Below are 14,137 nucleotides of genomic sequence, written 5' to 3'. Positions count from 1 at the left end.
TGTAGTTAAAAAGTAAAGAAAATATAGGAGATATATGATGAGCTCAACTTATATTATTGTATTTTTTCTTGTCCTTTGGCTCTTGCTTTTTGTTGGATTTATGATTGTATATAGCAATAGAAAGAAAAAAGCTGTTAGCTTTGTTAGTGATAATAGTGATAAAGCTATTGTTCATTTATACTGTTCAAAAACTAAAATTAATGGACAGAATCTTGCTGACTTTAATCCAATAACTGGAGAAAACCTAGAAAAGGTAGTTGCTTTAGTTCCAGGGAGATATACAATCGAGGGCGTTTATAAAACGACTGAGACTCGACTGAATCAAACAATCAATATCAAATCAGAAAATATCGTCGGTATGGATCTTGACTTGGAGGCTGGGAACACCTATTCAATAGCCATGTACCTATACTCTCCTGAAGAAAGACAAGAGTATGAGAATGGCAAAACTGATGAAGTTGTTTTGAGTGTTCCGTTAACAATTGTTGTGGGTAGTGATTTCATCAAAGCATACATTATCTGCTACAAAGAAAAATAATCATTTAGGAGGTTGAAGTTCAGATTTGAACTGACCTCTTTTTCTAAAATTAAGAGAAGCATTAAATAGCAACATTTTTTCTAGAATGTTTGCGCATCAATCCGAATTTGTGGGGGAGGATAATAGTATGAAAAAGAGTACTTATAATCTATTAACTAAGATTCCTATATATGGAATTTTATTAAAACAATCGAGTAAAGGTGAGATGAAGCTATGCAGTCCATTCCTTCAAGATATGGCGGAAGTAGGAATTAGACCAAATGAAATTTATGCACTTCTAGAGGAAAAATATCCAGGCGAAGTGGTAACAAGAGAACGTTTTTATGAAGGTTATAATAAAATACTTGAATTAAAGTTTAAGCAGGAGATTAACAAAATTTAATGTCTTACTTTTATTTTTCAACAGAAGTACCACAGGCTGAGATAGTAATAACGTAAAAATGATCAGAATTAATAGAAACTGTTAAGATTAGAGGATGATAGATGGTTATATTAGAATTGTATCAAAACAATTATTCAAAAGATTTAGTCGTATTTGAGACTTTAGAAGAAGGGAAAGCCTTTGTAGCTCAAATCCCTGGATATACTCTAGAAAACGAGGATAGTTTTGAAGTGGAGTATTTTAACCCTAAACACTTGCCCGATTATATGGAAATTGTCTTCAATGGAAATATTGTCCCTTTATCTAGGTTTTCGTTTAATTCTGAGGAAAATGTGGACATTATTTGGAAAGAGATTTCGAATCTATCTGTTAAAAACGATAAAGTGATTGAAGGAGCTACAAAAGTCGATGCCTATGTCGTTAACAACGATGAAGTGAAAGTCTATGTCGAAGCCAGAGAAGCAAACTTCCGCAAGGCAAAAGCTTTCTTAGAAAGCAAAGGGTACGAAGTCGACAGAAGCTTTTTCGGAAGTGAAGACGGCGAAGCGATTGTCTACAGAAAACGAGGCGCCGAAGATTGGCACTTCTTGTGTCACCTTGATCCTTCGTTTGTAGAGGTTGAAGATGTAGAAGGATATGTGAAAGAAGCGATGGAGGATATGCAATAGTCACTCAAATTTCCTTTTGAGTGTATGCCACTGCTTGCGTAGACGGCTTGAACAGTAAAGGGAAACATCTAGCACTATCTGGTTTCTTAAGGAGAAAGGACATTGTGAAAATGGAAATCGGGAAAACCTATCTTGTAAAAAAAGATATTTTTGTTTTAAAAAAAGATGAGCTTTGGACCTTAATTGACAAGGGTTATCAGGCTTATTTTGGTGAACATAATTTCGTATTTGTCAATGATGATAAAGTAAAGGTATTTGCAGTTTTGCAAGATGGTTCAGAAGAAGATATGCAAATTTACCATCATCTGGATGACTATCTTGAAGAAGTTACTCACGAAAATTTCTGAAGAAGGTGAGCTGCAAATTGAAAATGCTCGCTTTTAAAAAGTTTACTGAAATATTTTTGTGGGAAATCATAATTTTTAATATATTTAGTGAGAAAGATAATGGATAAAGAATTTTATATGACACCAAATTCTGAGGAAAGCAATCTTGTCCTGAAACAGGCTTTGAAAGAACTAATCGAAGATATGTACGAAAAGAATATAATATCAGGTTTGTTAGAGGATGATATAGATAGTCAATCCTTTGAGGATCTTGTTCTTTCTTTAAGGGATAAACTTAAAGAATGCTATCCTAAAACTAAGCTCAAACGAATGATGAAGAGCATCCATTATGCGAATGGTTTTGAAGATAAATCTTTAAAAGAAAGTGCTTTTCTCTTGGATGAGATTGAACAGTATCTTAGTAACAATCGCTTTCTTGATCATGATCAAGCGGTCAAGTATTTTAATGACAGAATTACTTCTGATGGCTTTGAAATCAATCCCCAATCTCTAGTTTTAATCATGATTGAAAGTTTGCATAGCTGAGAGAAGCTGTATAGGATATTGAGAAAATATGCGTAATGATAATAAAAGAGAAAGGTATAACTATGTCTTATGATTTAGTAGTATTTGAGAAATCAATCGCACCAGCTAGTAAAGCTGAATTTTTAGAATGGTATGAGGAGCAAGTGGAGTGGAAGGAAGACCACGATTATGATTCAATTGAAGTTAGTTCAAGCAAACTAAAAAGTTGGTTTCTGGACATGATAAAACTATTTCCTCCTATGAATGGTGACTTTGATATGGATGATGCTTTAGAGAATGACCAAGAGCTGGAAAGTCGTTTTACTGACTATAGTATTGGTAAGAATCTTATCTATGCAGGATTTGCATGGTCACAAGCAGAAACAGCCTATAATACAATGCTCATGTTAGCCTTAAAACATGATGTGGGATTTTTCGATGTCAGTGGTACTGGGGCAATTATCCTATCTGAAACTATCAAGTTAGATTAAAAGATGAGCCAGGTTAGTTCTTAGGAGATTTTATGATTTCCATAGCTTCCTAGCATATGTATTTATTAACCCTTTTACATGGAATTAATTTTGGGATAGACGTCCTTACAGCGGCTATTCCGATTATCAAAATGATCTAGACTGAAACCAAGCTCAAAGCCATCTGGTTCAGTCTTTTTTTCTGTTAATGTAGTATAATAAAGGGTGTAAGGATTCTATTTTTTAATAGGATTTTTCCAAGTTAAGATTAGTTATTTAAGGAGTCAAAAGCTAGATTAGAGGTGAGAAAGTTGACTGAATTTGAGAGCTTATTTCTTCAAATAATCGAATATTCGAATCAGGTTACAGATGAAAATTTTCAAGAATATGCTGAGTTAGGATATAATCTTTTAAGGAAAATACATCATCTAGGTATAAAGGAGACACAAGTATATGAGAAATTTTTTACATAGGTAGTTGAAAGTGATTTTGCATAAGATATAGGAGTTAGCTATGTTTAATGACAGTTATATTTGGGGGCGTCTTTTCATCCCCCTTATCATGATTTTCGTCTTAGGATTGATCGTATTCTTTCATAGACGTCAGGTTTTTAAGTATTTATATATCGTGAATATTTTTTTGTATCTGGTTGCGATTATTACTTATTTTATTTTAGAAAATCATCCAGTCGGCCAACCATTTCCATATCCATGGATGACAGCTATTCCGTTTGTTTGGGCCATATCTATCTTTCTAGCTTTTGGATTATCGTTCGCGTCTCTTAGTGCTTTTGTCATTGAACAGGCACAAAGGCATATCTGGGCAAGGATTATCATTGGTTTAGTTGTTCTAGCAATTATGATAGCTATCGCGATAGGTATATACTACTTTATAGAAATTATTAGAGTTATAGGTTACTTTTAATTTTTAGTCAGTTTCTGATGGTAAACATGTAGAAAGAGGAGCAATATGAAGCAATCACTTGAATTTTTAAGAGCAAGAATCACCGATAAGATGCCCTTAGAGGAAATGGTAGCAATCTTTGAAGACTTGTGTCGTGAGCCTATTGAGGATGAGATGATTTTATTTGAAACAGGGACATTTATAGCTATATCTGATAAGCCAATGTTTCAACTATCCTTAGTAAGACAAGCTCCAAATGAAGATGAAGAGTTTTATCAAGTTCACCTTGATATTTTCTATGAAGCAAGTCAAGACAATCAAATCTTTAGTGAATCAACCTGGGATGAAGATTTAGAGGAAAATATCTTTGATTACATTAGAGCTTCAGAGATGTTTGCCTATGCTAAAGAGCAGGAATACCAAGCGGTCAAAATTTATCTGGAAGAAACTTAAGAAAAGGTAGTAATATGTTTCATTTTTTTAAGAAAAAAACACACAAAAAACTTGAAATCAATCTCCACAACAATTCAATGATTATTAACGGAACCAGCTTAGCTTTTCCTTTGTCCTTGAAAGATATTGAAACTGTATTGGGGAAGCCTGACCAGGTTGTCAAAAGAGATAATAAGTTTATTAAATACATTTATGACAATACTGGTATTGTATTTGAACATTCTTTCTCAATTAATAATCATTTAAAAAAATGTAAGACCTACATTGATGAGGAACATTTGATTTCTACAGTTTTCCTCTACTATGGCGATGTTGTAAAATCTATGACTGGAGAGAAAGAATTGCCGAAGCAACCATGTCAAGCTGTGGTATTATCAGATGAAAAATCTCCTTATTTCTTTTCTGATAGGCATAGAGTAGGGGATTTTAACCTGATTTTATGGACCCCTTACGGAACTAATTTTAATGGAATTCCAGAGACCATCACAGATACACTTTCTATTTCCTACTTTCCAGAGATCAAACATGAACGGGAAAGCTACATATTAAAAGAAACTGACGAAGAACTGCTATACTTTGACAATATAAATTTTAAACTAACTATTATCCAAGTTTTGATGTATGATTTACGAGTACTGAAACCCTACTTTGACATCTATGATTTTGCGGATGAATTTAGTGAACTGGAAATCGACACAGAAAGTATGGAGATAATTCAGCCAGCACTTGATTATATGATAAATCTTCCTATACCTAAGAAATATGCTGAACAAGTTCAAGAAATCGATATGGATGGAGGAAATGAAATTTATCTGAATTTGATTCCTCAGTGGGATGGAGAAGATGATAGTTTCGATCTAAATGAAGTTAGTCTTAAAGAACTGCGACAGTTTCCAAATCTGAAGCAAGCGACTATCATAAGCAGTAATTTTGAACATGTCAAAAAAACCTTCGACAAGCAAGGGGTTCAAGTGAAGGTATTATAATTGTTGCATTTATCTGAATAAATCATAAATGGATGGTATAAGTTCTTTAATGATAAGGGCTAAAAAGGAAAGAAATCTGGTGATAGATAATGAACATTCTTGATCTTAATTCTAATCAGAAAGAGACGATATTGTTAATCCACCCGATGTTATCATCGGCTCAAGGGATGAAGTCCCTGATTGCAGACCAGATGGGGCAAAAGTTTAGATATATCATTCCGGATTTGTCGGCGCATGGGCAATCAGCTTCGCTCATCTACGAATCGGCTCTTAAGGAAAGCCAGATGATTTATGATTATCTAAAGGATCATCAGATAAAAGACTTGTGTTTAGCCTTTGGCGCATCCTTGGGTGGTGTTGTATTACTGCAATTATTGAATTACAAGGATATCAGGTTTGGGAAACTTGTTTTTGAAGGGGTTAGTTTATGGACAAATGCGCCCTTGCTTGATGTCTTTACTAGGTATTTATTGTTAATAAAGCATAGAAAAGCTCTGCGAAATAGAGATCTTGCTGTTCGTAAGATGGTTGGACTTTATGGAGAAAAAGGAGAAATGATGGCGGATTCTTTCATTACTATGGATGAAGAAAGCATCAAACATATTTCCCATGATTGTGCCTTCGTAGCTTTGCCTAACCTTACGCCAGGGGAACAAAAAAATTGTGTTTTCTTTTATGGTTCAAAAGAATTCGACTTGATAGCTGCTAAAAAAGTTCTCCCCAAAAAGTATCCTTATGCCAAATTTCATATTTGGCAAGGATATGACCACTGTCGCAAGATCACTGAAAATCCGGCAGTTTACTGTAAATTATTAGAAGAAATGATTTTAAAGAAAAATATCAGTTTCAATGAGGTAACACATGACAAGCAAAAAATCTGATCTTGAACATTATAGAAATATGTTAAAACAACCTTGGGGAAAGATACAATATGAAATAACCTTTGCCCAACTTGCTCACCTGGAAGGTAAGAAAATTCTTGATTTTGGATCTGGATTTGGTTTGGTCAGTGAATTTCTCTCTCGCAAGAATCAAGTTATTTCTGTTGAACCTAATGAGGAAATGCTCTATGCCAACTCTTCCACATCCTATGAAAAATTGTGGGGAAGTATTGCCCAACTCGCTCGTTTTACGGATAAAACCTTTGATCTTGTCCTTTGTCATAATGTTTTAGAATATATAGATTCTAATGACCGAAAAGACTATCTTCTGGAGTTCAAAAGAATTTTAAAAGATGATGGCTTAATTTCAATTATCAAGCATAATCAAGTTGGAAAAGTTCTACAAAGTGTTGTTTTTGCTAATGACATCAATCAGGCATTTAGCTTACTCAATGGTGAAAATTTTGAGAGTCTCTCATTTGCAAGTGGTTCTACTTATACTATTGAGGAATTACTAGCTTTGTCTGGTCTTAAATTAGAAAACTATTTGGGGATTCGAACATTTTACAGTCTACAACCAAATGAATTTAAGAGCAAAGAAAACTGGTTAGAAGAAATGACAAAGATTGAACTTGCAGTATGTGATTTAAAACCTTATAAAGATATTAGTTTTTTACAACATTTGTGGCTAAAAAAATAATAGAAGCATAGGTTTTGTTTTAAAGCAAAATAAAAACAGTCGTATATGAAGAAAGAGTGAATGAGATGATTTCTTCAGTTTGTAACTTGATAAAATTTTTTCTACAAATCTATTTTTCCAATTTTGAAAGAATAATTCTTAGACAGTTCAGGATTGTATCTATTTTAGTTCAGTACTTTCAATTTTTGTTTTTAGAAATTTCATTATATAATAAAGTGTATCAAAAAAAGATATATTGATAGCCTAAGGATGTAAATAGATATTGAGGAGAAAATGAATGCAAAAAATAATGTTGATTATCAATCCAACCTCTGGTGGAGAAAAGGCTTTAGATTATAAGGAAAAGTTAGAAAATAAGGCTAAAAAATACTTCGAGCAAGTCGATACCAGAATTACACAAAAAGCGCAAGACGCAACCAACTTCGCCACAGAAGCTTCCAGAGAACATTATGAGGCAGTTCTCGTATTCGGTGGAGATGGGACTGTCAATGAAGTAATCTCTGGTATCGCTGAAAGAGACTATATTCCAAAACTAGCAATTATACCTGGAGGAACTGGAAATCTCATTACAAAGTTATTAGAAATCAATCAAGATATTGACGGGGCTATTGGCGAGCTTGATTTTAGTTCTACAAACAAGATTGATATCGGAAAATCAAATGGAAATTATTTTGGTTATATCTTTAGTATTGGTTCACTCCCAGAAGCCATCCATAACGTTGGAATTGAAGATAAAACAAAGTTTGGTATGCTGGCTTATGCGGTTAATACTGTAAAGTCTGTAGTGACTGATCAACCATTTAATATTACTGTTGAGACAGAAAATGGAAATTATATTGGAGAAGCAAGTCACGTTATAGTTCTCCTAACCAATTATTTTGCTGATAAGAAGATTTTTGATGAAGATAAGGACGGATATGCAAACGTTCTGATTCTTAAGGATGCATCAATTCTTTCTAAATTATCTGTAATCCCTGACTTATTAAAAGGGGATGTCGTTGAAAATGATCACATCGAGTACATAAAAGCTCGTCATATCAAAATCTCTTCAGACATTGAGTTAGAAACGGATGTTGATGGTGACAAATCCGATAACTTGCCAGTAGAAATTAAGATACTAGGGCAGCATATTCAAGTCTATTCTCAACCGAAAGAATAATCTTATTTACCTTTAACAACAATTTTTTTAAACAAAGGAAAGCCTATGAAATTTAGAAGATTAGCGACTATTGGTCTTTGCTCAACGCTTCTTTTGACCTTAGTGGCTTGTAATCAAGCTCAAAAGACAGCTGATGGAACTACTGAAACTTCAGTAACTCAAACACAGTCTGCTCAAGTTTCTTGGAAGGCTAGCTATACCAATATGAACAGTCAACCAAGTTCAGAAGAAGTTCGAAAAGCCTTGGCTGCACATTTGGATAAAGATAGTGTCGATGCATTTTTCAATCTTGTCAACGATTATAACAATACTGTTGGTTCAGTTGGCTTAACTGGAGATTTTTCTACATTTACCAAAACAGACTATGATGTTGAAAAGATAAGCAATCTTTGGGCACCGAAGAAAGGTGATTTTGTCGGCACTAACTGTCGTATTAACAGTTATTGTTTATTGAAAAATTCTATCGAAATTCCGAAGTTAGAGAAAGATGATTCCCTTTTGTTTGTCGATAATGATGCCATTGATAAGGGCAAAGTCTTTGGTGCAGAAGACAAGGATGCTTTTGATATTTTATTCTCAAGAGTCAAGACCGAAGCAACAACGAATGTCAAGGTTCATGCTGCAAAGATGGAAAAATTCCTTTCTCAATTCAAGTTTAATGAAAATGCAAGAATGCTCTCCGTAGTAGTCCATGATGACTTGGATGGTCAATCTCTCTTTATCGGTCATGTTGGAATTCTTGTACCAAGTGAGGATGGCTATCTCTTTGTTGAAAAGTTAACCTTTGAGGAGCCTTATCAAGCAATCAAATTTGCGACCAAGGAAGATTGCTACAAATATCTAGATACAAAATACGAAAACTATACAGGAGAAGGTCTAGCTAAACCCTTTATTATGGATAATGATAAGTGGGTTCAACTCTAAAAATAGGATGATTTGCCTAAAGAGTGGGATAAGAAGTTACTAACCGAATGATAGTTAAATTGATATGATTAGAGGACAGCAAGCATGGATGAACATACATTAAGAGTTGTAAAAATTGATAAAGAAGCGATTTTTGAGCTGATCTACGAAACTTTTATAGCGCAAGAACAAGAACTACTGGATCTGTCGCCAGTAGATGTTATCAATGATTGTGCTATGGATTGGGAAAAGGGAGAGTTTATCTTTGCAGCACACCTTCAGGAAAATAGTCTGGGAGAATTTAATCCTCTTCCCAAAGATATTGATATTCAAGAGTTGCTGAAAAAACTACCTGTTACAACAGATTCCGTTCTTGGGCAAGAGAGGATTTATAGAGATTTTTCATTCGACCAATAAAAAAAATAGTATAATAGAAGTAAATAAAATACTCATAAGGAGACACAATGGATATTAAAGATTTTACAGAAAAAGAATAAGAGATGATTAAAAAGGGACTAACTTTCTCTAAGCTGAACGATAAGGAAACTGCTGATAAGATTATCGCATTAATTCCTCAGGATATGATTAAACGGATTCCATTTTTTGTTAGAAAACATGCCATTACACGTACCGTTAAGAGAATCTCGCTTGAGTATCCAGAATTGTATGCTGTAGCTGAACAAGAAGGCCAACTTCCTGAAAAGGAAGCTCAAGAATTGCGACAAATTCTTACAGATATTTTCCAAGAGAAAATGAACAAGCATAAGATTAAATAAGTTTTGAGATTTAGAAATAAGATGTCGATTGAACATTAGGAGTTGAGAATGGCTATTGATGGCGTTAAAATCATTGACAGTGATCAAGGTTATGACATTTACAATGAGGTAGTTGGTCGCTATAGAGACGGTGAACATGTAGCGAATATCATCAAGGATATCCTTGATGCGGAGAATGATTACTGCCAAACAGACTTTTTTACAGAAATTTATTGGACTGCTCTTGCCTACTCGTTGTGGAAGATTGGTCACCTGACAGACGATATCAGAGATAAAACCTTGGAGCTTATCAAAAAAGGGGCTGATCCATTTTGGTTGGAAATAGATCCAAAGGCTTTGAAGCAAAGGCAAAAGGTCTTGGAAAAACTTGCAGTTCAGTTGCAAACTGAAAATCCTAGGCCTCTAAAGGTCCCTAAAGCCAAAACTAAACGCAAACCTTACTTTGAAGAAGGGGATATCCTTGCTGTTAAGTTCCAAGATGAGTATGGTCTTGTCTTTGTATCTATGGTTGAGCAGAGTCCTAGAAAGCTTGAGTACCATTTGGCTTGCACGCGCCTCTTACAAACAAAAAAGCCCACTATCGATGATTTTTTGACCAGTCATATCTCCTGTAAGATGGACAATACAAAGTTTGCTCTGGTTACAGATTGCTGGTTCAATCACAAAGATTTAGGCCAATTATTAGATAAAATTGAAAAAGTTGGACAGGTGAAACTTAGACCTTTTAGTCTTTGGATGCTGGCACCTGCCCAAAATTTAGAAGATATTTATGAAGAAATCACTAGAGATAAAGGTTCCTCTGGCCTTCGATTCATCGAAACCTATAAGCTTGTCGGCGATATTTTTCCAGTTTAATGCCTATGTGATAAAGGGGGAAATGGTCAATCATTCCCATTGACTGTGTTGGGCTCTGACACCATAACTATCTAGGGAACCATCTGAATTGAACTTGGATTCAATACGGTATCTTTTCCAGAGGTCGTAATCTGCTGTTTGGATGGTTAGGATAAAGTTGTTATCCTTATCAGAGACATTATAATCAGCAGGATTAACTTCAAAGATATCAATTAACTCTCGTGTTTGAAAATCTTGGAGTTTGAGATTTGCTAGCTTGATATGATTGATGGAAATTTCTTCTAGTTGCTTGCTATCCTTAGGTGTTCTGTAATAGGTGATGATGCAGTTTTTGAGCTGATCAGTATCTCTTCCCGTAGGAGTAAGGCTCATAAAGCCATAGGACTGATCATCCCGCTTGACTTCGAGAAGCTGACCGTAGTAGAAGTGGTCGTTTTTGGGATTGGTGATGGAGCTCTCTGCGCCTTTATCTCCAAAGGTAAAGCCTTGGTCTAAAAGCTCGGAAGCCTTGGTCTCCCCGATAATGATAGTGGTATCTTGAATGGTTACTGGAACAGGTTGAGCTGGAAGGCCACTCATCATCATGCAAAACATAAAAACATAGCTCGTTAAAAAAGCTGTTCCGATAAAAGCGTTGGTTGATGCATAGGCATGACTGTTTTGAAAGTTTTTTCTTATAGCTAATACGATAAATTTGCCAATACTTTTTAAAACCATACTAACAAGTACGATGAAAAATTGTTTCTTCAAGCATTCATAAATGGCTTGAGGAAAGCTATTACCATGATAGTAGAAGACAGCCAATACCAGCAGATTTACGATTAAATAGATTAGCAAGAACCAATGAATCTCTTTAATGGCATTGACATCAGTGATTTCTTCATAATCAACGTGAATTCTACCTTGAATGGCATGACCAAGTTTATAAATCCATTTGGGAATGTCTTTGCCTTTTTTAACCGCAACTACAAGTCTGATATAGAGATAGATAGTAAAGGACAAGGATAGAAAGAAAAGAGCATAAAAACCCAAAACAATACTAGTGAACATGACTGTTCCCCCTATTTAACATTCAATTAAACAATTTCTTAGCTCCATTATAGCATTTTCTATAAAATAGAGCTAAAAACATCAGTTTCATCCTACAAGATTCAAAGGAGAAAAAACATGGGAATGATTGCCAATTATCAATATTTACCTGACAATGAATTAGAACAAATAAAAGGTCTTTCTAACCAAGAAGATGACTTGTTAGACTTTGCTGAGGACTCCGATGATACTCATGATATCTTAATAGATATCGACAAAATGTGGGATGCTCTTCTCTTTGTCATGACAGGATTTAGTAGTTCAGAATTTTTGGATGACAATCCCTTGAGAGAAGCTGTTTTAGGGGTGACTCCTCTAGAGGATGTATCTGACTATATCGCCTATACTGAAAAAAACAAGATAGCCGATATTGTAGAAGCTTTAGAAAGTTTTGACATGGACAGAGCTATGGCTGACTTTAGTATGGAAACATGTAAGAAGGCCGACTTGTATCCTAATATTTGGGATTATCTTGAGGAAGAGGAAGAAATCAAGGATGAAATCCGAATCAGCTTTGTAAATATGAAAGAGTTTTACAAAAAGATTCTGGAGCTCAATGGAAATGTCCTGGTCACTATTTGTTAGAAAGTTTATTAAACATTCCTAAAAGAATAAAACTGCTTGAGGTAATAAATGAACAAAGAAGATTTATTGGCATTATGGAAGGGAATAAACTGGGAAAAACATGACTCGGGGATCTATTTTCTAGGGCGATATCTAAATAAAGACATAAATATTTATTTTACAGGTTACTGTGAACAGGATTTAGTCTTATTATCAGATGATTTGATGACTAGTTTATATAGAAACTTAGAAAACCTTGATAAAAAAGCTCAAAAGGTTATCCATGATAATTGGCCTGATAAAGCAGTTACAGAACTGGAATTAAAGGAGTTAATCTTGGATAAAAGTAGTTCTTATGGCGAATTTGCTCTAGGTTATGATGCCGGTGTCTCTCCAGCTGGATCCCTTTATCTTTTAGTGAAATTCGACAAATATTTTCAAGCTGATAGAGAGCTTGTGTATGAAATTTACTAACTGTCTGACAATAAGAGGTTAAAATCAGGTGATGAAATGAAAGATTTATATAAAGCAATGTTAGGCTTAAATGGTATTGTCCTTATTACCATTTGTTAATCAGAATTTATCCATGTAAGAAAAGGTAGTCAGATGAATCCATATTTACAAGAATATATCACCCGGACAAGGGAATACCATGCTAAAGATGGAAATCCTTCAAGTGTTGCAGCCCTTTATGATTTGGCTGATGAATTAGCTAAGACTGAGGATTTAGAAGCGAAAAAAGTCTTAGTTGACCTCTATGAACAATTGGGTCTCTACGCTAGTGCCTATCACTTATTTACCGAAATCTTAGACAAACCTGATCGAAAACAGATAAAGAAACTGAGCCGTTTACAAGGAATGAGTCAGAGTCATGGCGATCGTTTTGCCCTTCCTCGTCCTCTAAGAAAAGAAGAGAAGGAGCATAGGCAGAAGCTATTACAGTCTTTGCCACATTTTATCTATCATCCAGATCCGTTGGCTACAGGTTCATTTGTTGAAGGAGAAGCCAAGGTTTGTCCATCTTGTGGAAAAGAAAGCAATATTTATTATGACTTGATCCCTTATTGTATCGAGGATATAGAATACCTTTGCCCAACTTGCATTGCAAATGGGCTAGCAGCTCAGAAATTCGATGCAGAATTTGTTCAAGATGCCGAGTGGCAGGGTGAATTGGATCCAGAAAAGAATCAGCTGCTTTTTTGTCAGACCCCAGGCTACTCTAGTTGGCAGGGAGAATATTGGCTTTCTTGTTGCCAAGATTATTGTGCTTACTTGGGTACAGTTGGAACTCGAGAATTGAAGGATATGGGAATCGCTGAGCAAGTCTTGGCAGACTATGAAGCGCGTGAAGAATATCAAGAGATAGAAGACTACTTGGTCAAAGACGGGCCTATCTGTGGTTATTTGTTTAGATGTCTACATTGTCAAAAATACCAGATCTGGGTTGATGCAGATTAAATCGAAATGTGATTAGCTATGAAAATTAAAGAGAAGACTATGGAAGAACTAGAATTATTCGAAGCTGCCTCCAAAGATTTGTTTGATACTATGCAGGGATTTAAAGACAATCTATCTGTTCAATTTCCCCTATTAGATAGCGATAACTGGCAGTATGATAAGGGATCGATAAAAGTTTGTAAGGCTGATGAGTCAGGATTCAAAAAAAGATGTAGGGTCGGAATCAGCTACAACTTGAAAGTCTCCCTATTAAACGAAGATGCCGAGCAAATCTGGTTACTGTTTAAAGACTGGTTCAATACTAGCAGATTGGGTCAAGTTGAAAGAAATCCTAATAATGAGGATTTGGGAAGATATGTCTTCTCAGCAATTTCCCCTCTAGGTGATCAGGTAGCTTGTTCGATTTATTTGCCTAATGAGTGGAATATCCCTCAGATTAGCTTTTCAGGCTATCTAACAGCTCGTTATAGGGCTTGTGATCTTGATAAATTGCAAGAATAA

The 14,137-nt window shown here is 35.0% G+C and carries 21 protein-coding genes; 20 read left to right on the top strand and 1 reads right to left on the bottom strand.

Annotated elements, in window-relative coordinates:
• The first annotated feature begins 37 nt into the window (after window positions 1-37).
• From AAFQ93_RS06975 to AAFQ93_RS06900, 16 genes are all read left to right on the top strand, one after another.
• Entirely contained in the window at window positions 38-538 is a 501-nt protein-coding gene (locus AAFQ93_RS06975) for a hypothetical protein (protein ID WP_375555017.1), read from the top strand.
• A gap of 127 nt (window positions 539-665) precedes the next feature.
• Window positions 666-920 carry a hypothetical protein gene (locus AAFQ93_RS06970; protein ID WP_375555016.1) on the top strand — a complete coding sequence of 85 codons (255 nt, stop codon included), beginning with the start codon at window positions 666-668 and terminating at the stop codon, window positions 918-920.
• A 101-nt stretch (window positions 921-1,021) separates the two neighbouring features.
• Window positions 1,022-1,588 carry a hypothetical protein gene (locus tag AAFQ93_RS06965; RefSeq protein WP_375555015.1) on the top strand — a complete coding sequence of 189 codons (567 nt, stop codon included), beginning with the start codon at window positions 1,022-1,024 and terminating at the stop codon, window positions 1,586-1,588.
• Between the two features lie 104 nt (window positions 1,589-1,692).
• Window positions 1,693-1,935 (top strand): phosphohydrolase, encoded by a 243-nt coding sequence (locus tag AAFQ93_RS06960; protein WP_375555014.1) that lies wholly within the window; start codon window positions 1,693-1,695, stop codon window positions 1,933-1,935.
• A 99-nt stretch (window positions 1,936-2,034) separates the two neighbouring features.
• Window positions 2,035-2,460, top strand: coding sequence for a hypothetical protein (locus AAFQ93_RS06955; protein WP_375555013.1), 426 nt, complete (start codon window positions 2,035-2,037; stop codon window positions 2,458-2,460).
• Window positions 2,461-2,522: 62 nt separating this feature from the next.
• Window positions 2,523-2,930 (top strand): hypothetical protein, encoded by a 408-nt coding sequence (locus tag AAFQ93_RS06950; RefSeq protein ID WP_075230100.1) that lies wholly within the window; start codon window positions 2,523-2,525, stop codon window positions 2,928-2,930.
• Between the two features lie 492 nt (window positions 2,931-3,422).
• Entirely contained in the window at window positions 3,423-3,833 is a 411-nt protein-coding gene (locus AAFQ93_RS06945) for a hypothetical protein (protein WP_375555012.1), read from the top strand.
• Between the two features lie 45 nt (window positions 3,834-3,878).
• Window positions 3,879-4,265 (top strand): hypothetical protein, encoded by a 387-nt coding sequence (locus tag AAFQ93_RS06940; RefSeq protein ID WP_375555011.1) that lies wholly within the window; start codon window positions 3,879-3,881, stop codon window positions 4,263-4,265.
• A 14-nt stretch (window positions 4,266-4,279) separates the two neighbouring features.
• Window positions 4,280-5,251 (top strand): DUF6892 domain-containing protein, encoded by a 972-nt coding sequence (locus AAFQ93_RS06935; protein ID WP_375555010.1) that lies wholly within the window; start codon window positions 4,280-4,282, stop codon window positions 5,249-5,251.
• Between the two features lie 89 nt (window positions 5,252-5,340).
• Window positions 5,341-6,132 carry an alpha/beta hydrolase gene (locus AAFQ93_RS06930; RefSeq protein ID WP_375555009.1) on the top strand — a complete coding sequence of 264 codons (792 nt, stop codon included), beginning with the start codon at window positions 5,341-5,343 and terminating at the stop codon, window positions 6,130-6,132.
• On the top strand, window positions 6,113-6,832 hold the full coding sequence (locus AAFQ93_RS06925; protein WP_375555008.1) for a class I SAM-dependent methyltransferase: 720 nt from the start codon (window positions 6,113-6,115) through the stop codon (window positions 6,830-6,832). The genes AAFQ93_RS06930 and AAFQ93_RS06925 overlap by 20 nt, the downstream gene beginning before the upstream one ends.
• A gap of 277 nt (window positions 6,833-7,109) precedes the next feature.
• The gene (locus tag AAFQ93_RS06920; protein ID WP_375555007.1) at window positions 7,110-7,991 is read left to right on the top strand and encodes a diacylglycerol/lipid kinase family protein; all 882 of its coding nucleotides are present in this window, start codon (window positions 7,110-7,112) and stop codon (window positions 7,989-7,991) included.
• A gap of 45 nt (window positions 7,992-8,036) precedes the next feature.
• The gene (locus tag AAFQ93_RS06915) at window positions 8,037-8,915 is read left to right on the top strand and encodes a DUF4300 family protein (protein WP_223141005.1); all 879 of its coding nucleotides are present in this window, start codon (window positions 8,037-8,039) and stop codon (window positions 8,913-8,915) included.
• Window positions 8,916-8,999: 84 nt separating this feature from the next.
• Window positions 9,000-9,311, top strand: coding sequence for a hypothetical protein (locus AAFQ93_RS06910; RefSeq protein ID WP_375555006.1), 312 nt, complete (start codon window positions 9,000-9,002; stop codon window positions 9,309-9,311).
• 83 nt (window positions 9,312-9,394) lie between these two features.
• A complete protein-coding gene (locus AAFQ93_RS06905) occupies window positions 9,395-9,670 on the top strand; it encodes a hypothetical protein (protein ID WP_375555005.1) in 276 nt (91 codons plus the stop codon).
• A 48-nt stretch (window positions 9,671-9,718) separates the two neighbouring features.
• Complete coding sequence (locus AAFQ93_RS06900; protein WP_375555004.1) at window positions 9,719-10,525, top strand: hypothetical protein; 807 nt, start codon at window positions 9,719-9,721, stop codon at window positions 10,523-10,525.
• Window positions 10,526-10,555: 30 nt separating this feature from the next.
• Here AAFQ93_RS06900 and AAFQ93_RS06895 read toward each other — a convergent pair whose 3' ends face one another.
• Window positions 10,556-11,575 (bottom strand): hypothetical protein, encoded by a 1,020-nt coding sequence (locus AAFQ93_RS06895; RefSeq protein WP_375555003.1) that lies wholly within the window; start codon window positions 11,573-11,575, stop codon window positions 10,556-10,558.
• A 117-nt stretch (window positions 11,576-11,692) separates the two neighbouring features.
• Between AAFQ93_RS06895 and AAFQ93_RS06890 the strand changes: the two genes are divergently transcribed.
• The 4 genes from AAFQ93_RS06890 (at window position 11,693) to AAFQ93_RS06875 (ending at window position 14,137) form a co-directional block, all read left to right on the top strand.
• Window positions 11,693-12,199, top strand: a complete 507-nt coding sequence (locus tag AAFQ93_RS06890; RefSeq protein ID WP_375555002.1) for a YfbM family protein — start codon at window positions 11,693-11,695, stop codon at window positions 12,197-12,199.
• Window positions 12,200-12,247: 48 nt separating this feature from the next.
• Window positions 12,248-12,652: a hypothetical protein gene (locus AAFQ93_RS06885; RefSeq protein ID WP_247921539.1), complete on the top strand. Its 405-nt coding sequence runs from the start codon at window positions 12,248-12,250 to the stop codon at window positions 12,650-12,652.
• 132 nt (window positions 12,653-12,784) lie between these two features.
• Complete coding sequence (locus tag AAFQ93_RS06880) at window positions 12,785-13,636, top strand: CbrC family protein (protein WP_375555001.1); 852 nt, start codon at window positions 12,785-12,787, stop codon at window positions 13,634-13,636.
• A gap of 18 nt (window positions 13,637-13,654) precedes the next feature.
• Window positions 13,655-14,137, top strand: a complete 483-nt coding sequence (locus tag AAFQ93_RS06875; protein WP_375555000.1) for a hypothetical protein — start codon at window positions 13,655-13,657, stop codon at window positions 14,135-14,137.

This window comes from Streptococcus nidrosiense (genome assembly GCF_042140045.1).
In the GTDB taxonomy this organism is placed as follows: Bacteria; Bacillota; Bacilli; order Lactobacillales; family Streptococcaceae; genus Streptococcus; species Streptococcus nidrosiense.
Note: the sequence above shows the minus strand (reverse complement) of the source record. Positions and strands in the feature narration are given on the sequence as shown.